Below are 17,675 nucleotides of genomic sequence, written 5' to 3' on the forward strand. Positions count from 1 at the left end.
TGTGTTTAGGGAATTAAAATTAACTTAATTTATTGGAAACTAAGCTAATAAATTCTTTTCTGGTTTTGTCTTTCTCGAAAGCTCCTGTAAAAGAAGAAGTCGTTGTAACCGAGTTTTGTTTTTGAATCCCACGCATTTGCATACACATGTGTTGCGCTTCAATCACAACTGCAACACCAAGTGGATTTAAAGCATCCTGAATGCAATTTTTGATCTGATCCGTCAATCGTTCCTGCACTTGCATTCTTCTGGCAAAAGCATCTACGACTCTTGGAATTTTACTCAGTCCTACAATTTTACCATTTGGAATATAAGCCACGTGTGCTTTTCCAAAAAACGGTAACATGTGGTGTTCACACATAGAATATACTTCGATGTCTTTTACTACAATCATTTGTTGGTGATCTTCGGTAAACATAGCCGATTTTAGGATTTCTAACGGATCCAATCCGTAACCGTGTGTTAAATATTGCATTGCCTTTGCTACACGTTCCGGTGTTTTTTCAAGACCTTCGCGAGTAACATCTTCTCCTAAATTTTCAATAATTACTTTATAATTATCCGCTAATGCTTCTGTTATTTCAGTATCGTATTGTTCGATTTTCTCGTAGCTTTTCATTTTGCTAAGTATCATATTCGGTATTTTTAAAGTTATGAATTTGTTTTTATATTTTGAAAGTTACTATTCCGTAATCCATTTCGAATACCTGACCTGAAATCGATTTGGCATTTTCTGAAATTAGGAAGTTGGCCATGTTAGCTACTTCTTCCGGTTTCAGATAGCCTTTCATTGGGTGGCGCTCTACCATGTTTTCTTTCATTCGGTCATTTCTCAAGATACCTGCGGAAAGTGACGTTTCGGTAATCGTGGGAGCAATGGCATTGATGCGTACTACCGATGCCAATTCTGCTCCCAACGATTTAACTAATCCTTCAACACCAGCTTTTGACGTAGCAATACTGGCATGGAATGGCATTCCTAGCTTCGCTGCTACCGTGCTGAACAAAACGATCGATGGATTAGTTCCCTTTTTTAAAACAGGTAAATATTTCTGAATGGCTTTTACAGCGCCAATAACATTAATTTCAAAGTCATTTCTAAAATCTTCAATACTTAGACTTCCGATGGGTTTCAAGTTGATGGAGCCCGGGGAATAAATCAACGTGTCAATATTTTCTATTTCCGGGAGCGTGTCTTTTAAAACATCTATTGAAAAATGTTTAAGGTTAGGATGTGTGATATCTGGCGCGTTTCTGCTGATGTTGTAAACCAAGTTCGTCTCTAATTGTTGCAACAAAATTGCGTTGCCAATACCTTTACTTCCACCAATGATTACTATGTTTTTCATTTTATATATATTATTATTTTAACGGACTACTGCTCACTGAACATTAATTTTATCGTTTGGAAATCTTGTTATTGTTAATTTGTCTTTGCATGGTACATTTAAAACGACCCTCTTGAAAATTTCTTAATTTTTCGTGTTTTGTTTTACGTCCCTGCACTCTTTCACGCCACATTCTAAAACTGGATGCTTTCATTTCGGTGCGCATCAAATCGATTACTTCTTGTTCTTTTAATCCAAATTGGAGTAAAATGGCATCAAAAGTAGTGCGGTCTTCCCAAGCCATTTCTATGATTCGGTCTTTCTCTAAATCAGTAAGTTCTTTTTTTAAAGTCACGGTATTTTATTTATTTGATTTTGCTATTCATTTTTTAAAATTATTCACTGTCGCCAATATCAGCCATGGTGTGTAACTTTAGGATGCGTGAACTTTCTTCTTTTACCAGTGGATTTTTCTTCATTTTCCATAAAAAATCACTGGCAAATTTCCTTGTTCTTTCTATATTTACAATTGGCTTCGGATAATTGATACCCACTTCAAATTCATTAAATTTCTGATCTAGGTAGGTCATTTTATAGGGTTCGTGTACAAATGCACGTGGTAAATCCCGCAATTCCGGCACCCATTTTTTAATAAATTCACCATCAGGATCATGTTCGTAGCTGTTCTTTATTGGATTATAGATACGCAACATATTGATTCCGGTTTCACCAGCCTGCATTTGTAACTGCGGAAAATGTATTCCTGGTTCAAAATCCAAGAACATCTGTGATAAATGCTGAGTTGCTTCTTGCCAAGGTTGCCATAAATTATGCGTGAAAAAAGAAACTAACATAGCGCGCATTCTAAAGTTCAAATAGCCAGTTTCATTCAAACAGCGCATGCAAGCATCAATCAATGGAAATCCGGTTTGTCCCGTTTTCCAAGCTTGAATATAATTTTCGTTGACCTTCTTTTTCAATGAGTGGAAACCTTTGTTGACACTTTCAAACTCCATGACTTCCTCCATTTCAAATTTTTGGATGAAATGTGCTTGCCAGGTAAGTCTTGAAACAAAAGAATCAATTTGCTTTTTATGGGTACACGTCAATCTGAAGGTTGCCGCTTTTTGCAAAACTTGTCTGGTAGATAAATTTCCCCAAGCAATGTATGGTGATAGTCTGCTGCAACTTTTTCGAGCCAATAAAGGTTTCGAAATATGGGAACTGTAATTGTGATAGCGTTCCTCAAAGAAGTTTTGCAAGTATTTGCCAGCCATAATACTTCCTCCTTTTTGGAAAATAGTATCCGCAATAGTTTCTAAATTTGTCTTTTCTAAAGTCTTTTCCAGTTCAACTATTGCCTGTGAACTGATGAAATTTTCTGCTTTGGAATCAAAAATAAATTGTGGTTCATTCATGTAATTTTCCCACATGGAAACCCAGTTTGTTCTGTTTCTCAGTGCTCTGAAAATACCGTTATTGGTGTTTTCAACCCAATTGATTTGATTGTTTTTACAAAAACGTTTAAAAGTTTTATCTCTTTCGTAGGTGATTTTCAAGCCGGTTTCCTGATGCGAATAAACGGTTTCAATTTTGTATGTTTCTTCAAGAATATTGAAAACTTGAAGCACCTCTGAATATACCGCTAACACTTGCGTGTTAGATTGTTCCAGTTGTTTGTTAATGTCTACAAGTGATTGCTTAATGAAATTCCAGTGTCTCTCACTGTAATGCGAATCATTTTCTAAAGATTTTTCGAAAACGTAAAGCAACAAAGTGGGAATTTCTGTTCTTGTTGCGTTAAAAATCGCTTCGTTATCCTCTAAACGAAGGTCTCTTTTTAGCCAAACCACATTAATATGTTTCTTATTTGTATTCATTTACTTTTTAAAATAATTGTTGTTGCAACCATAATTTCTGAAATTTTGATTCTCCATCGTAATTATTGGCTTGCAATTTAATATTGAATTTTCGGTCTCTTGGGTCATTACCAACTCCTGAAACATACATCCAATTCCCGTAATTGCTGTGAACATCGTAATCAATCAGCATCGCCTCAAAATAGGCAGCTCCTACACGCCAGTCTAACAACAGATTTTTTGCAAAATAAGAACCTACATTTTGTCTGCCGCGATTGCTCATCCAGCCTGTTTGTTGCAATTCAATCATGTTAGCATTTACAAAAGGCTCATGAGTTGTGCCATTTATCCAACTATTGATGGCAGATGAATTGGTTTTCCAATCGTAATCTTTATCTAAAATGCCTCCAATTTTAAAAATCGAATTCCCATTTTTCAATGAAACGTATTTAAAATAATCCCTCCAAATCAGTTCAAAAATCAGCCAGTATGTAGAATCGTTTTTTCCAATTTGTTGTTCATATTTAATAATCTCCCAATAAATAGTTTTGGCCGAAATAGAGCCATTGGCTAACCACGGAGAAAATTTCGAACTAAAATCGGTTCCAATTAATCCGTTTCGGGTCAATTTATAAACGCTTAGTTTTTTGGTTTCCCAAAAATAGTTTTGCATGCGTTTCACCGCTTCATCTTCACCGCCACCAAAAGGGAAGGCGGTTCTGGCATCTGTTTCAAAATCAGTAAATCCTAATGTTTTCATTGTAGGAATTACAGTTTCGTTTGTGTTCCAATTTTCTTTATAAAGTGGTTGGACTTTAAATTCAGGTCTGACTTTCGTCGATTTTTCACATTGATTCCTGAATTGTGTAAAAACATTTGGAATCTTTTCAATCGAAAACGGAATCGCATCTGGATGAAACAAGAACTGATTGTAAATGCTCTTAAATGATACTGAATCTGGAACTTTGGATTTCAGATTCTCTAAAACTTCCATTTCTTCACTTGTCCATTCTTCTTGAAAATAGACAGAATCGATTTCATTTTCAGCAACAATTTCCGGAATATTAATTTCGGGTTTTTGGTGATACACCAAAAGCGAAATATTCAAATTTTCCAGATTGCGTTTCAAAGCAGTTACCGATTCAATCAGGAATTTAGCCCGAAACTTTTCTGTTTTTTTAAATCCAAAACGTGTCTTTTCAAAATGTCTTGGATCAAAACAATACACCGCTAATACGCTGTCATTTTCTTGAATAGCATTTGTCAAAGATTCATTATCATGAACTCTCAAATCATTTCTAAACCAAACTAACCCTTTTTGTTTCTTTTGCATTTTTCGCTACAATATTTGACTTCGTCCCAAACTTTTTCCCATTTTTTCCGCCAGCTAAAAGGACGGTTGCAAACCAGACACATTTTTGAAGGCAGATGCTCCTTTTTCACTATTTGTATTTTTGATATTCATTGACAACAATTTTCGCTTTTAAATCAAACATTAAATTGTATAATCCAAAGAATGTTCTGTTCATATAAATGAAATGCTTCGAACCTCGATTACCATTCATTTTTCTGAGATTGGTATCTTTTGAAAAACGTTCTCCTAATGCAGCGATACTTTCAAAAAAAGTTTCATCCGAAAAATCGAATGTTTCTGCCTGAAAAGGTTTTGTAAACAATGACAATAGATCATAGAATAATTCGGTGAAATAGGCGACTTCTTCTTTCGAATCATCGACACGTAAAATTTCCAATTCAAACAACTTTGCATTGAACAGTTTAGGACTATTTATTACTTTTTTGTCAATCAATTCAAAATAAGGAGTGTAAAAGTCATTTGGAATTTGTTTCATACAACCAAAATCTAATGCCACTAATTGATTTTGTTCATTTATCAAAAAATTTCCCGGATGCGGATCAGCGTGTACTTTTTTCAAAACATGAATTTGGTACATATAGAAATCCCATAGAGCCTGACCAATATTATCGGCTACTTCCTGATTGGTATTTATTTTTGTAAATTCTGAAAGGTGCTTGCCGCTCATCCAATCCATTGTAATAATTTTCTCTGAAGAAAATTCAGGATAGTAATTTGGAAAAATTAAATTTTCAATCTTTTTACAGGCAGCAACTACTTCCTGGCTTTGCTTTAACTCTAACAGATAATTGGTTTCTTCTACTAGTTTATCTTCAACTTCCTTGAAATACTTATCGGAGTCTTTACCTTGAAGGTTGAACATTCTCACTGCGATGGGTTTTACCATCGCTAAGTCAGATGAAATACTGTTGGCAACTCCGGGATATTGAATTTTTACGGCTAGTTTTTTACCGTCTTTCATCGCGATATGAACTTGCCCGATGCTTGCGGCATTCTTAGAGTCAGCATTGAACTCATCAAAAATTTCATACGGTGTTTTCCCAAAATTTGTTTTGAACGTTTTTAACACTAACGGTGCTGATAGTGGCGGAACTGAAAACTGCGAAAGTGAAAATTTCTCCACATAAGCCTGAGGCAAAAAACTTTTGTCCATGCTTAACATTTGGGCAACTTTGAGCGCGCTTCCTTTTAAGCTCTTTAAACCGTCATAAATATCTTCAGCATTGTCTTCATTTAATTTATCACGGGTCAAATCAGAGTTAACCATTTTTTCACCGTAATATTTTAGGTAGTTTACACCTACTTTTGCACCGGTTTGTACCAGTTTTGTAGCCCTTTCAATTTTTGAAGTGGGTATATAGTCTATGGTTTTCATTATTTGTTGTATATTTTTTCTTTGAAAATAAATTTTCCAAAATCTATTAAGCTGTCTATAGGAGCAATGTTCATTAATTCAAAAGTAACTTTTACTGATTTTTCAATATAAATGTCTGTTTTCTCGAAAGAAGGAGAAGAATCATCCAGCCAAAATTTCAGTGTCAATAAAAGTTGAATCCATGAAGTTTCCTGAAATGTTTTTTCTTGAAAATTTTGAAGTCGTTCTTGTTGTGTTCTAAATTCATCTGAAATGATCTCTGTCAGATAGTTTTTAAAACTGTTTCTGAGTCCGGATAATTGCATTAGTTTTTTCAACGGATTGTTGTGTTCTTTAAGCACGAGAACAACGTAGCTTCTGTTAGCCGTTAATATTTCGAAAAAGGTGAAATAAAAACTTAGCATTTTACTCTTCATGTCATACATCTCGTATTCCTTATTCTTATGAAGTAACTCCACTGTTTTTTCGATAAACATTTTGAAAATTTCTTTCTCGATACTTTCAATAGTTCCAAAAAACGCGTAGAATTCTGTTTCAGTAAAATTATTCAATTTTGTAAAATGATAAACTGATTTAGGTTTTTCGCTGTGATCGAGTACATAATTCATGTACATTGAAACTATCTTGTCCTTTGTTATTGTTGTTTTTTTAGTTGCCATTTTTAGTGTTTTTCAAATTAAAGTATAAAGGTATGAAATGTTTAACTATATATTAATAAAGTTAAACAAAATTTAATATAAATTTATCTCATTAGAAATCATTAGATTTACACAATCATGAAAAAAAATGTTTTAATAAGCGGCGGTTCGGGATTTATTGGAAGACATCTGACTGCATTATTGATAGCCAAAGGATACTCGGTTTCCATATTAAGTAGGAGTGAAAAACAAAACAAAGGGGATATTTCCTATTACAAATGGGATGTTGAACATCAGACTATAGATGAAAATGCAGTTTTAAAAGCGGACTATATCATTCACTTGGCGGGGGAAAATATTGCCGAGAAAAGATGGACCGCAAAACGTAAAAAAGCTTTAATCGACAGTAGAGAAAAATCAGCCCAATTGTTGTACTCGGTCTTAAAAAAGAACAGTAAAAAACTAGATGCATTTATTTCAGCATCAGCAGTAGGAATTTACGGTGCAGTAAACGGAGAGGAAATTTGTTCTGAAGACATGACGCCTGCAAATGATTTCTTGGGCTATACTTGTCAGAAATGGGAAGGTGCTTTGGATCTGATTGAAAACATGAATATTCGTACGGTAAAAATCCGTACTGGATTAGTTTTAGGTAAAAACGGAGGATTTTTGACGAAACTGGTTCCTTTATTTAAGATGAAATTAGGTTCTGCATTAGGGACAGGAAAGCAATATATGCCGTGGATTCACCTGGATGATTTGTCTGCGATTTATGTCCATGCCATTACAAATTCAAATATAGAGGGACCATATAACGCGGCAGTCAGCGACAATACCAGTAATACAATTTTTTCAAAAACTTTGGCTCGTATTTTTGGCTATTCTATCTGGTTGCCTAATGTTCCTGCTTTTGTATTAAAAATGGTTATGGGCGAAATGGCCGCAATTGTATTGACCGGAAGAAGAGTTTCATCTGATAAGATTGAACAAACTGGTTTTCAATTTAAATTTCGAAATCTTGAAGAGGCTTTAAAAGACTGTTTGAAAAAATAAAATTATTGTAAAAGACAAATAATTTGCGTGTTTACATTTTTAGAAATCTTGCTACGCACAACAGATGGGATTTCAATTTTTAGATCATCGGTGTTTAACGGAAATGCGCAATAAAATTCAATTCCGTTACTTACCTTTTTTAAAGTTCCGGTGATCAACATTTTTTTAGTAAGTCCGCGAATTGTAATTTTTCCATTAATTTGGTGTAGTTTGGCATCGTTGGTAATATTTTTCAGATCGAATTTCTCAATTCTGCCTTTAAAATAAGCTCGGGGAAACCGGTGACTTTCCATATAATTTTTGTTGAAATGCTCTTCCATCAGGCTTCTTTCAAACTTAAAGTCCTTAATGTTTGTCCAACAAAAAAACTGGCCCGTTTTGGTAATTAAAATACAGGTTGTTTTTTCATTTCTAGCTTTTACTTCTTCAAATAAAGGTATTGATGCCTCAAAATTTATAATTCCTCCATAAGACAACATTTTTTCTTGAGCGGTAGTAGCAGAAGCAATGAAGAGTAGTAATATTAAGGTAATTTTTTTCATAATGATTTATGAAATTAAATTACCGAAAGTTACGAAAAAAAAACATGAATTATTTAATTTTTACGGCTTTGAAATTCATTTCTAAGGTTAGTTTTCATAGATGCTTTAAAGCAGAAATTGCTTTTGAAACCTGTTTTTTTTAGGGTGTGCTTTACGCTATTTTCAACTTTACATTATAATTCTTTAAGCTTTCCAGAGCAGCTTCAGAATTATAATCAAATTCTTCTTCATGGAGGTCTTTCTCTTTTTTTAGCGCTATCTGTTTGATGCAATTTAAAAATCGTCGAACTTCATTGGAATTGGATAAAATTAAACCCGGAACAAGCGTACTTTTGCCTTCAGTATCTTTAGCAACCATTGTAAAATAGGACGAATTACAATGTTTATTTATTCCGGTCTGAATATTTTCGGATTCTACCCGAATCCCTATAATCATGGAGCTGTTCCCGACATAATTGACACTGGCTTTCATGGTTACGAGTTCACCTACTTCAATTGGTTTCAGGAAATTCACCGTATCTACAGACGCGGTAACACAATAATTTCCTGAAAATTTAGAAGCGCATGCAAACGCAATCTGATCCAACAATGATAAAATATAACCGCCATGAATCTTGCCGCTGAAATTGGTGTGAGAAGGCAACATTAATTCTGAAATTCTGATATTAGAGGAAGCAACAGTTTTAAAAGTTTTATTCATTTATTTGATTTTAAATGGAGAATTTACCTTTTTCACTGCAGTTATAAAATAGCGTGTATCGCCCCACCATGGGAATGTTCGGTACCGTTCCACATAATTTACCTGAACATATTGCCCTTCCAATTCCTGTAGATCAGCGATTACTTCTTTCTCACTATCCATTACTGAAAAAGCAAAAATTTGGGCGCCTGCAATACCCTGACTTATTTCCCCTTCCCACGTTTTAAATGCCACACCTTTATGGCTCACTTTTATCAATTCGCCTGATCGTACTCCTTCGCTGTAATTGGCGCTGTATAAAAAAGTAAAATAGCCTACTATTGAAAGCAAAATTATTCCGGTAATAATCATTAAAATTTTTCTCATTTTTTTAATTTAAAAGTTGATTTTCGTCTTTTTCTGCGCGATTTAATATGCTTTCCGGAAGTGCTTTTTTGGCTTTTGCTCCCATTTTTTTTAATTTTTCGACACTTACAATCAGGTTCCCTTTCCCTTCTACAAGTTTATTCATAGCGCCGCTATATTCTATTTTACTCTCGTCTATTTTTTTGCCAATTTTGATTAAATCCGCCACAAAACCTTCAAATTTGTCGTACAGAGCACCAGCCTGGCGTGCAATTTCCACGGCGTTTTCCTGTTGTTTTTGATTGGCCCACATGCTGTCAATAGTCCGTAAAGTGGCTAATAAAGTCGCAGGTGTAACTATAACAATATTTTTCTCGAATGCTTTGTTATACAAACTGGTATCTTCATTTAGTGCCAATGCAAAGGCGGGTTCAATAGGTATAAAAAGCAATACAAAATCGGGACTTTCCATTTGGTACAGATCATGATAGTTTTTATTGCCCAATTGTTCAACATGCCTTTTGATGGAATTAACGTGTTCTTTTAAATGACTGATTTTAAATATATCATCCTCTTCATTAATGTATTTTTCATAAGCTGTCAAAGAAACTTTGGAATCGACAATCATCTTTTTACCGTCAGGTAAGTTGATTACCACGTCAGGAAACACCCGATTTCCATCTTCGGTGGTGAACGCTTGCTGCACTTCGTATTCTCGGCCTTTTTCCAATCCTGATTTTTCAAGAACGCGTTCCAGAACCAATTCACCCCAGTTACCCTGCATCTTGCTGTCACCTTTTAAGGCTTTGGTCAGGTTTATGGTTTCCTTGCTCATCTGAATATTCATTTCCCGTAACCCCAAAATTTGTTGACGCAACGCCGCATGATAATCAATGCTTTCTTTGTGAGTATCTTCGACTTTCTTTTCGAACAACTGAATTTTATCTTGTAATGGGGTTAAGATATTCTTCATGTTTTCCTTGTTCTGTTCCGTAAATTTATTGGACTTTTCGTCTAATATTTTATTGGCTAGATTTTCGAATTCTTTGGTGAATTTTTCCTGTAGTTTCTCAACTTCTTCTTTTTGTTCTTTGTTTCGTTCCCAAAGGTTTTCAAAATCTACTTCCTTTTTAGAAAGCTGGATTGCCAGACTGTCTTTTTCGCTTCGAATGCTTTCTTTTTCCGCAGAGCTAAGGTGCAAATGCTTTTCGAAAGCTGTTTTGTCTGCATTGAACTGCTCTTTCTGCTGATGGAATTGGGAGGTTAAGGCGATGAGTTTTTCTTCTAAACTTACTTTTTCAGACTGAAAACGAGCAGAGAAAATGAGTTTACCGATGAAAACACCAAGGGAGAGCGCAACAATGAAAATTATTAAAAACAGAAGCATATTTGACATAGAAGTATTTTTGTAAAAAGTAAAAGTAAGGAATAATACTAGTTGCTCATTTAAAATTTATTTTTTATTCACTCGTTGTAATATAAGGTTGGGTCGTTAAATTTCCGGATTAGGGAAAGATATATAGATATTTACTTGAAGCCGTAAAGGAGATTTATAATTTTGATTAAATCGTAAATTCACAAAAAAAGCCAATAAGAATTTATATCGTATTGGCTTTTGATAAATAAAATAAACAGTTATTCGTCCAGTTTTATATTTCCTCTGTCTTCCTTATTGTCAGGGTGTGAATTTGGATACCGATTTGCAGTTAGATCCGAGTTGTGATCTTTATTTTCGACCATTTTTTTAGCCAGCTCTTCAGATACATTGGCAGTATCAGAACTTAAATTCACCGGAGTGGTATCTTCATTCTGTTCTAAATTGCCTTCTATATTACGTGCTCTTTGTACAATTTTTTTATTTCCATGTGTATCAGTTTCCACTTCTGATTTTAAATGAGAGACATCAGGATTTGTATTTTTGGTCACGTTATCACCGTTAGATCCTTCGTTACTATTTTGCTTGTTGTTAGTCTTTTTTGAACTTAAATCGTTGCTTTCCATAATCTTTAATTTTAGGTATTGGGGTAATAATTGGTATAATATTACGTATTATAAACGATCTAATTTAATTATTTAACAAAGCTTTTAGTTTGAGAGTAAATGTATGAAGACACAATTTTAAACCCAGCAAAAACAAAACTATCTTTGCACGCATCAAAAATAATATAAAATGACTCATTCTCACTTTATCATTCATAAGCCCTACGGTTATCTAAGCCAGTTTATTTATGAACTGAAACGTAAAAAAAAGCTATTGGGTGAACTGTATGATTTTCCGAAAGGAACAATGGCAATTGGCCGCCTTGACGAAGATTCCGAAGGACTTTTACTGCTAACTACAGATGGGATGATGAGCGAAATCATTAGAAGCAGAAAAGTCGACAAAGAATATTACGTACAAGTCGACGGAATTATCCATCAGGAAGCCATTGATGAATTACAAAAAGGGGTAGAAATTGGTTTTAATGGAACCAAGTATATTACTAAACCCTGTAAAGCTTCTATGATAAATGAAGTTCCTGCTTTTGGAGCAAGAGGAAAAAAAATACGTGATGAGCGCCACGGTCCAACTTCTTGGGCATCAATAACAGTAAATGAAGGCAAGTTTCGTCAAGTTCGTAAAATGACGGCCGCTGTTGGTTTTCCTACGTTGCGTCTGGTTCGTGTCCGGATAGGAAATGTCCACCTCCATGATTTACAGGCAGGAGAAGTTAAGGAAGTAGAAAATTTTCAAACAGAATTTTAAGGATTGGTACGAATTCTTCAATCTTTTAATTTTCAATATTTTAATAAAGAATAATATGTTAAACATCGTTTTAGTAGAACCCGAAATACCGAACAATACTGGAAATATAGGCCGATTGTGCGTAGGAACCGAAAGCCGTTTGCACCTGATACATCCTTTTGGCTTTGTAATTAATGACAAAAATTTGAAACGTTCCGGGTTGGATTATTGGGTACACCTTGATGTAACAGAATATGAAAATGTAGCCGAATGGAGTTCTCAAATTCAAGATAAATCAAGAGTCTTCCTAATGAGTTCGCACGCCCAAAAATCGTATTTAGAAACTGATTTTCAGGACGGAGACTGGTTGGTTTTTGGAAAAGAAAGTAAAGGTTTAAGTGAAGTTGTTTTAAACGAATTCCCTAATCACCTTACGATTCCTATGTCTTCATTGATAAGAAGTTTCAATATTGCTAATTCCGTTGCTTTCGTTATTGGTGAAGCCAAAAGACAAATTAACATTAAACGTTAATTTGAAAAGTTAGAGGTGGCTAAAGCATTTTTCTTTGAAGTAAATTTTATATATTTGAGTAGAACATAAACTGGCTTAACCCTGTTTTTCTGCCTTTAAATTTACTTTTATGATAGACAAAGTTCTTCTTAGAAATACCATTTTTAGACATTTAGATGGCTTGGTTATTGCGCCGGTCGCTTTTTCTTTGCATAAAAACGGAATTCTTTCTTATATACTTGATAAGAGAGAAGTGACTCTGGAAGAACTAATTTTATATTTTAAAGCCAACGAAGGATACCTGAATGTGGGTTTACGCGCTTTGTGTTCTCAAGGATTCCTGGATTATGATATCAATAATAGTACTGATGTGATTAAATTTAGTACTAACGATAAAAGCGAACTCGCTTTTTCGATGTTTCATTTATACGAAGATGTGATCAATTTATTGCATTTTTCAATGCAATTTCACCCTCGATTATTCGAAGATGCACCTTTTGAAATGCTGCGCGTTATTTTCGAAAAATATAAAAAAAATTATGCAATTCCTTTTGCGAATGATCTACTGACGAATAGTATCCAACATCAGATTTTGATGCATATCGAAGGATGTTTGGTAGGGCCAACATTAGTTCGTCTTGGAATGAGTGGTATGTTCCACAAATATTTTATGGAGATTTCCTTCCGTCCCGAAGAATTTCATAAGTCCCCCGAAAATTTTAAAATAATACTCAATTTCTTTGCTCATTTAGGTTGGTTTACTGAAAAAAAAGGAAATTATCAATTTACGGAAACGGGATTATTTTTTGCAAAAAGAGCCTCTGCGTATGGAGTGACAGTTTCCTATTTGCCTACTTTCAGTAAAATGGATGAACTGCTTTTTGGTAATCCAAATGTACTGCGAACGATTGCTGAAGGGGAAGAAGAGATTCATGTAGACAGAGAAATGAATGTGTGGGGAAGCGGAGGCGCACACGATACTTACTTTAAAGTGGTAGATGAAATTATCATAAAATTATTTAATCTGCCTATTGAAGACCAGCCCAAAGGTATCTTGGATATGGGTTGTGGCAATGGTGCATTTATAGAGCATATTTATAATCTAATAGAAAGACAAACTCTACGCGGAAAAATGCTGGATGACTATCCTTTATTTCTTGTTGGCGCCGATTATAATCAAGCGGCTTTGAAAGTAACGCGAGCCAATTTAACTAAAGCCGATATTTGGGCCAAAGTAATTTGGGGAGATATTGGTCGCCCCGATTTATTAGCCAATGATTTATTAGAAAATTATAACATTGATTTGAAAGATTTATTGAATGTGAGAACCTTTCTAGATCACAATCGTATTTGGGAAATACCAAAAGCGTGTAACAAAGACAGAGTGAGTCAGTCAACAGGAGCTTTTGCGCATAGAGGAGAGCGAATCAGAAATAATCTGGTTGAAGATAATTTGTTAGAACATTTCAATAAATGGTCGCCATATGTTCGCAAATTTGGGTTGCTAATGATTGAATTGCATACGATTGCTCCCACTTTGACTGCCGCTAATTTAGGAAAAACCGCCGCTACTGCGTATGACGCCACGCATGGTTTTTCAGACCAATATATAGTAGAAATTCCGGTTTTGCACAAAATAGCTGCTGAAGCGGGATTGTTTCCGGATGCTAATTTCTTCAGGAGATTCCCAGACGCGGATATTGCTACGGTAAGTATTAATTTGTTGAAAGGAATTTGATGAGTATTCGGTATTAAGTCGCAGTTTTTGTAAATTAGTATTTAAAAATGTGCGTCTCAGCACCTTCTTGGCAAAAAATTAAACAATCATAAATTTTCCTTTTTCAGCGTCAAAAATAATATGTTCATCTTTGAATAAAGTATTAAAACTGCCTTTTGAAATAAAATTACAGGGTTGGTCTTGTTGAACAGTTTCAGGCGTCATAATGATCATTTCGTCACTCAATTGAATCGCCATTTCAATATCGTGAGTGGAAAATAAAATGCATTTTCCGGTTTCGTGCGTCAGCGTTTTTAGTAATTTGAAAAGTCCCACTTTGTGCAGTAAATCTAAGTGGGTTGTGGGTTCATCAAGAATAATAAGTGGCGTATCTTGTGCCAGAGCGCGCGCAACCAAAACTTTTTGTAATTGTCCGTCGCTGATTTCGTAATGTTTTTTGGCAGCTAAATGACTGATTTGAGTCAGTTGCATCGCTTCATTTACTTTTACAATGTCAACATCAGTTAATTTTCCAATCCAATTGGTGTAAGGCTGTCTTCCTAAAGCAATGAGTTCAAAAACAGTCAAGTTGCTTGGAGGTAATTTTTCGGTGAGAACCACACTTAGGTTTTGTGCCAAGGTCAAAGCGTTTATTTCATGAATGTTTTGGCCATTGAGTAAAACACTTCCTGAAATTGTTTTTTGAATACCCGTTATCGTTCGTAAAAGCGTCGATTTTCCAATTCCGTTGGCGCCAATTAAAGCAATGAGTTTTCCTTTTTCTAAACACAAATCAATGTTCGAAGCAACAATGGTATTTTCTTTTTTATGAGAATAACCAATGCTGATTTGTGAAGCCTGTAAGATGATTTTATTTTCCATTATCCCATCATTTTGCGTTTCCTAATTAGTAACCAAATGACAATCGGTGCGCCAAAAATAGAGGTCACAGCATTGATTGGTAAGGTAATGTCGCTACCCGGCATTTGCGAAATACTGTCGCAAATGAGCATGATAATAGCCCCAAAAAGTATCGTACTCCAGAATAAAATAGTGTGATTACTCGTCTGAAAAACCAGTTTTGCAATATGAGGAACTGCTAATCCAATAAAAGCAATTGGACCCGCAAAAGCGGTAATGCTTCCGGCTAAAATACTGGTAGCAAAAATGATAATCAGTCTTGATTTTTTATAATTTAAACCCAAACTTTTGGCATAATTTTCTCCCAGAAGTAATGAATTCAAGGGCTTGATACTGAACAAACTGAGCAGTAATCCAATCGCTACGCAGATGGACAAAAGTGAAATGGAGCTCCAGGATAAATTGCCAAGATTTCCGAGTGACCAGAATGTGAATTTCTGTAACTGTTCGGCAGTGCTGAAATACGTTAGCGTTCCAACAATGGCGCTGGTTAAACTCCCAAACATAAGACCTACAATTAAGATGGCCATAGTATCCCGTAATCGATGAGATACTGCCAATACAGCCAGTAAAACAGTGAAACTTCCTAAACTGGAGGCCAAAATAATTCCATAAGAAGAAAGTAAAAGTGTCGCTAGGAATTGCGGTAACAGCGTTGCGCCTAAAATGACTGTGGCAACGCCTAAACTCGCACCGGAACTTAATCCCAGAACGTAAGGTCCTGCCAGCGGATTTCGAAACAGTGTTTGCATTAATAAGCCGCTTATGGATAATCCCATTCCAACAAGAATAGCAGCAATAGCTTTGGGTAAGCGATAATTGAGAATGATATATTCCCAGGTTTCTTTGCTGGCACTTTGCCCAGTTAAGCTATTAAAAACTTCTTTCACAGGAATGGAAACAGAACCTAAACTGATATTTATGACAAACAAAAACAGCATCCCGATGGTCAGGATGATGAAAAGAACTGTATTTCGGTTAGTTTTAGTCAATTTATTCTAATTTCTGAAAGAAAAAAAGTTTATGATTTGGCAACAATTCAGGATGAAAAATTGTAATCAAATCTTTCAATACCCAATCGGGTCGGGTAGGAGACCATTCAAAATATAGAATACCACCTTTAGCTCCTTTATTGATGCCGTACGAATATACTTTTTTATTTTTAAAAGAGGCAAATTCACTGTAATGCGGATTGCTCTCACTCATTTGTTTTAACGAAGAAAAATCCCCTGGAGCAATCCAATATTCGGCATCTTGCGCTATTTCTAGAATTTTTTCAAAAGGCAATGGCAAACTGCCGGTTCCCTTCGTGTCAGCCCATAAATAATTTGAATGAGCGTCTTTTAGAAATAATGCTGCCCAACTGTCGCCTTGCGGAACGTACCATTGATCCTGAAACATGGCACCGCTCAAAACGTTAGGTTTTGATGTTGCTTTTTTAGCTAAAGCCAAAGTGTTTGTGTATTCTTTTTCGATTTCAGAAAAAATAGTATTTGCCTTGGAATCCAATCCGTACAATGCTCCAAAAAACTTAATCCATTCTGCTTTTCCAAGCGGGGATTGTTCCGTCCAGTCGCCGTTTATCATCACTTTTAATCCGCTTTTTTGAAGATTATCAAGCGTTGGATTGCTGTTGTTCAAACCAAAACTTACGATCACATCGGGAGCCATTTCGATTAAAACCTCGGTATTTAGAGTTTCATTCGTTCCTACTTCTCTAACTTTTCCGGAATCAATGCGTTTTCTGGTTTTTTCGGAGGAAATATAATCGGTGTTTGGGAAACCAACTAAAGTATTTTCGACGCCTAACATTTCAAGTGCCGGAATATGCGTGGTTGAGGTTACAACAATCGATTTTATAGGAATTGGAATAATGGAAAATTGCTTTAAACTGTCTGGAATGATTCCGTTTTTTTCTTGTAAAACGTAAGTGAAATTTTCTTTGGCTTCAGGCCAAGGGCTTGTTATTGTAACGATTGAATAACCTTCGTATTTGTAAATTTTCAATCCTTTAGCATATTGAACTTGGTTTTTTTGTGAAGCAATTTGCGTAACAGAAGTTTCATTATTTTGCTTGCATCCGGTGAAAAAAATGACAAATAAAAAGGATATGAATTTAAAAAAAATGGTTTTCATAAAATGGTTTTCAAGAAGTGCAAAGGTATATTTAATCCTTTTTAAAAATCAAATTTTATTTTTTATTCCAATCATAAAGCTATATTTGCACCAGTATTGAGGTTGCTGTTTTGTTTTTTCAAACCGGCATTAAAAGGGAAGAGAGTGATTGAAGATTGTTGATTAACGATTTTTGATTTCAGATTTAAAATCTGCAATCAATTTTCATAAATCCAGATTCAAAAATCTCACGCTGTACCCGCAACTGTAAGCTATTAAGCTTGTTGTTATCTACAAAACCACTGTTCGTCAAGGCGAATGGGAAGGTAAACAACAAGACGCAAGCCAGGAGACCTGCCTATTACATCGAGTATCAAACTTTCGGGAAAAAAGGTTTGGGTATGGGTAATTCTATGCTTTTCTCCCCATTTTTAGTCATGTAACAGAAAATTGCTGTTACAAAATGTTTAA

20 protein-coding genes and 1 riboswitch are annotated in these 17,675 nt (G+C 35.0%); of the genes, 4 read left to right on the forward strand and 16 right to left on the reverse strand.

The annotated features are described in order from the left end of the window. Positions 1 to 19: 19 nt before the first annotated feature. From folE to E0F89_RS12755, 8 genes are read right to left on the reverse strand one after another with little or no spacing between them, the layout of a single operon-like run. On the reverse strand, positions 20 to 634 hold the full coding sequence (gene folE, locus E0F89_RS12720; protein ID WP_131910156.1) for a GTP cyclohydrolase I FolE: 615 nt from the start codon (positions 632 to 634) through the stop codon (positions 20 to 22). 31 nt (positions 635 to 665) lie between these two features. Continuing rightward, positions 666 to 1,349 (reverse strand): SDR family NAD(P)-dependent oxidoreductase, encoded by a 684-nt coding sequence (locus tag E0F89_RS12725; protein ID WP_131910157.1) that lies wholly within the window; start codon positions 1,347 to 1,349, stop codon positions 666 to 668. 49 nt (positions 1,350 to 1,398) lie between these two features. Then, the gene (locus E0F89_RS12730) at positions 1,399 to 1,683 is read right to left on the reverse strand and encodes a TIGR03643 family protein (RefSeq protein ID WP_262709543.1); all 285 of its coding nucleotides are present in this window, start codon (positions 1,681 to 1,683) and stop codon (positions 1,399 to 1,401) included. A 40-nt stretch (positions 1,684 to 1,723) separates the two neighbouring features. Further along, positions 1,724 to 3,208, reverse strand: a complete 1,485-nt coding sequence (locus E0F89_RS12735; protein ID WP_131910158.1) for a cryptochrome/deoxyribodipyrimidine photo-lyase family protein — start codon at positions 3,206 to 3,208, stop codon at positions 1,724 to 1,726. Between the two features lie 7 nt (positions 3,209 to 3,215). Further along, positions 3,216 to 4,520 (reverse strand): DASH family cryptochrome, encoded by a 1,305-nt coding sequence (locus E0F89_RS12740; RefSeq protein ID WP_131910159.1) that lies wholly within the window; start codon positions 4,518 to 4,520, stop codon positions 3,216 to 3,218. Then, positions 4,496 to 4,630, reverse strand: coding sequence for a DUF2256 domain-containing protein (locus tag E0F89_RS12745; protein WP_131910160.1), 135 nt, complete (start codon positions 4,628 to 4,630; stop codon positions 4,496 to 4,498). The genes E0F89_RS12740 and E0F89_RS12745 overlap by 25 nt, the downstream gene beginning before the upstream one ends. Further along, on the reverse strand, positions 4,630 to 5,937 hold the full coding sequence (locus tag E0F89_RS12750; protein WP_131910161.1) for an ABC1 kinase family protein: 1,308 nt from the start codon (positions 5,935 to 5,937) through the stop codon (positions 4,630 to 4,632). The genes E0F89_RS12745 and E0F89_RS12750 overlap by 1 nt, the downstream gene beginning before the upstream one ends. Further along, a complete protein-coding gene (locus tag E0F89_RS12755) occupies positions 5,937 to 6,596 on the reverse strand; it encodes a TetR family transcriptional regulator C-terminal domain-containing protein (protein WP_131910162.1) in 660 nt (219 codons plus the stop codon). Before E0F89_RS12755 ends, E0F89_RS12750 begins: the two co-directional genes overlap by 1 nt. Positions 6,597 to 6,713: 117 nt before the next feature. Here E0F89_RS12755 and E0F89_RS12760 point away from each other — a divergent pair, with 117 nt between their 5' ends. Further along, complete coding sequence (locus tag E0F89_RS12760) at positions 6,714 to 7,628, forward strand: TIGR01777 family oxidoreductase (RefSeq protein WP_131910163.1); 915 nt, start codon at positions 6,714 to 6,716, stop codon at positions 7,626 to 7,628. 2 nt (positions 7,629 to 7,630) lie between these two features. Here E0F89_RS12760 and E0F89_RS12765 read toward each other — a convergent pair whose 3' ends face one another. From E0F89_RS12765 to E0F89_RS12785, 5 genes are all read right to left on the reverse strand, one after another. Beyond that, positions 7,631 to 8,170, reverse strand: a complete 540-nt coding sequence (locus E0F89_RS12765; RefSeq protein ID WP_131910164.1) for a YceI family protein — start codon at positions 8,168 to 8,170, stop codon at positions 7,631 to 7,633. 151 nt (positions 8,171 to 8,321) lie between these two features. Next, the gene (locus E0F89_RS12770; RefSeq protein ID WP_131910165.1) at positions 8,322 to 8,870 is read right to left on the reverse strand and encodes an acyl-CoA thioesterase; all 549 of its coding nucleotides are present in this window, start codon (positions 8,868 to 8,870) and stop codon (positions 8,322 to 8,324) included. Continuing rightward, a complete protein-coding gene (locus E0F89_RS12775) occupies positions 8,871 to 9,236 on the reverse strand; it encodes a 6-phosphogluconate dehydrogenase (protein WP_131910166.1) in 366 nt (121 codons plus the stop codon). A gap of 4 nt (positions 9,237 to 9,240) precedes the next feature. Beyond that, on the reverse strand, positions 9,241 to 10,611 hold the full coding sequence (gene rmuC, locus E0F89_RS12780) for a DNA recombination protein RmuC (RefSeq protein ID WP_131910167.1): 1,371 nt from the start codon (positions 10,609 to 10,611) through the stop codon (positions 9,241 to 9,243). A 239-nt stretch (positions 10,612 to 10,850) separates the two neighbouring features. Continuing rightward, positions 10,851 to 11,216 carry a hypothetical protein gene (locus tag E0F89_RS12785; protein ID WP_131910168.1) on the reverse strand — a complete coding sequence of 122 codons (366 nt, stop codon included), beginning with the start codon at positions 11,214 to 11,216 and terminating at the stop codon, positions 10,851 to 10,853. A gap of 169 nt (positions 11,217 to 11,385) precedes the next feature. On the opposite strand from E0F89_RS12785, the gene E0F89_RS12790 reads away from it, so the two are divergent. The 3 genes from E0F89_RS12790 to E0F89_RS12800 all read left to right on the forward strand — a co-directional run bounded on the left by E0F89_RS12790 (position 11,386) and on the right by E0F89_RS12800 (position 14,189). Then, positions 11,386 to 11,961 (forward strand): pseudouridine synthase, encoded by a 576-nt coding sequence (locus E0F89_RS12790; RefSeq protein WP_131910169.1) that lies wholly within the window; start codon positions 11,386 to 11,388, stop codon positions 11,959 to 11,961. 55 nt (positions 11,962 to 12,016) lie between these two features. After that, positions 12,017 to 12,472 (forward strand): tRNA (cytidine(34)-2'-O)-methyltransferase, encoded by a 456-nt coding sequence (locus E0F89_RS12795; protein WP_131910170.1) that lies wholly within the window; start codon positions 12,017 to 12,019, stop codon positions 12,470 to 12,472. 109 nt (positions 12,473 to 12,581) lie between these two features. After that, entirely contained in the window at positions 12,582 to 14,189 is a 1,608-nt protein-coding gene (locus E0F89_RS12800) for a class I SAM-dependent methyltransferase (RefSeq protein WP_131910171.1), read from the forward strand. Positions 14,190 to 14,267: 78 nt separating this feature from the next. Here the strand turns inward: E0F89_RS12800 and E0F89_RS12805 are convergent, their stop codons facing one another. The 3 genes from E0F89_RS12805 to E0F89_RS12815 are packed head-to-tail and all read right to left on the reverse strand — an operon-like array spanning position 14,268 to position 17,225. After that, positions 14,268 to 15,050: an ABC transporter ATP-binding protein gene (locus E0F89_RS12805; protein WP_131910172.1), complete on the reverse strand. Its 783-nt coding sequence runs from the start codon at positions 15,048 to 15,050 to the stop codon at positions 14,268 to 14,270. Then, positions 15,050 to 16,081 (reverse strand): iron ABC transporter permease, encoded by a 1,032-nt coding sequence (locus tag E0F89_RS12810; protein WP_243699519.1) that lies wholly within the window; start codon positions 16,079 to 16,081, stop codon positions 15,050 to 15,052. The genes E0F89_RS12805 and E0F89_RS12810 overlap by 1 nt, the downstream gene beginning before the upstream one ends. A 1-nt stretch (position 16,082) precedes the next feature. Then, positions 16,083 to 17,225: an ABC transporter substrate-binding protein gene (locus tag E0F89_RS12815; protein WP_131910173.1), complete on the reverse strand. Its 1,143-nt coding sequence runs from the start codon at positions 17,223 to 17,225 to the stop codon at positions 16,083 to 16,085. A gap of 82 nt (positions 17,226 to 17,307) precedes the next feature. Beyond that, positions 17,308 to 17,580: riboswitch (cobalamin riboswitch) on the forward strand. Positions 17,581 to 17,675 lie beyond the last annotated feature (95 nt).

Source organism: Flavobacterium caseinilyticum, from assembly GCF_004349085.1.
GTDB classification, from domain to species: domain Bacteria; phylum Bacteroidota; class Bacteroidia; order Flavobacteriales; family Flavobacteriaceae; genus Flavobacterium; species Flavobacterium caseinilyticum.

Coding starts and splice junctions, on each gene's coding strand:
- E0F89_RS12785 (WP_131910168.1), bottom strand. CDS start 11,216: ATGGAAAGCAACGATTTAAGTTCAAAAAAGACTAACAACAAGCAAAAT.
- E0F89_RS12770 (WP_131910165.1), bottom strand. CDS start 8,870: ATGAATAAAACTTTTAAAACTGTTGCTTCCTCTAATATCAGAATTTCA.
- E0F89_RS12790 (WP_131910169.1), top strand. CDS start 11,386: ATGACTCATTCTCACTTTATCATTCATAAGCCCTACGGTTATCTAAGC.
- E0F89_RS12795 (WP_131910170.1), top strand. CDS start 12,017: ATGTTAAACATCGTTTTAGTAGAACCCGAAATACCGAACAATACTGGA.
- E0F89_RS12750 (WP_131910161.1), bottom strand. CDS start 5,937: ATGAAAACCATAGACTATATACCCACTTCAAAAATTGAAAGGGCTACA.
- E0F89_RS12765 (WP_131910164.1), bottom strand. CDS start 8,170: ATGAAAAAAATTACCTTAATATTACTACTCTTCATTGCTTCTGCTACT.
- E0F89_RS12775 (WP_131910166.1), bottom strand. CDS start 9,236: ATGAGAAAAATTTTAATGATTATTACCGGAATAATTTTGCTTTCAATA.
- E0F89_RS12815 (WP_131910173.1), bottom strand. CDS start 17,225: ATGAAAACCATTTTTTTTAAATTCATATCCTTTTTATTTGTCATTTTT.
- E0F89_RS12740 (WP_131910159.1), bottom strand. CDS start 4,520: ATGCAAAAGAAACAAAAAGGGTTAGTTTGGTTTAGAAATGATTTGAGA.
- rmuC (WP_131910167.1), bottom strand. CDS start 10,611: ATGTCAAATATGCTTCTGTTTTTAATAATTTTCATTGTTGCGCTCTCC.
- E0F89_RS12725 (WP_131910157.1), bottom strand. CDS start 1,349: ATGAAAAACATAGTAATCATTGGTGGAAGTAAAGGTATTGGCAACGCA.
- E0F89_RS12760 (WP_131910163.1), top strand. CDS start 6,714: ATGAAAAAAAATGTTTTAATAAGCGGCGGTTCGGGATTTATTGGAAGA.
- E0F89_RS12755 (WP_131910162.1), bottom strand. CDS start 6,596: ATGGCAACTAAAAAAACAACAATAACAAAGGACAAGATAGTTTCAATG.
- E0F89_RS12735 (WP_131910158.1), bottom strand. CDS start 3,208: ATGAATACAAATAAGAAACATATTAATGTGGTTTGGCTAAAAAGAGAC.
- E0F89_RS12805 (WP_131910172.1), bottom strand. CDS start 15,050: ATGGAAAATAAAATCATCTTACAGGCTTCACAAATCAGCATTGGTTAT.
- E0F89_RS12800 (WP_131910171.1), top strand. CDS start 12,582: ATGATAGACAAAGTTCTTCTTAGAAATACCATTTTTAGACATTTAGAT.
- folE (WP_131910156.1), bottom strand. CDS start 634: ATGATACTTAGCAAAATGAAAAGCTACGAGAAAATCGAACAATACGAT.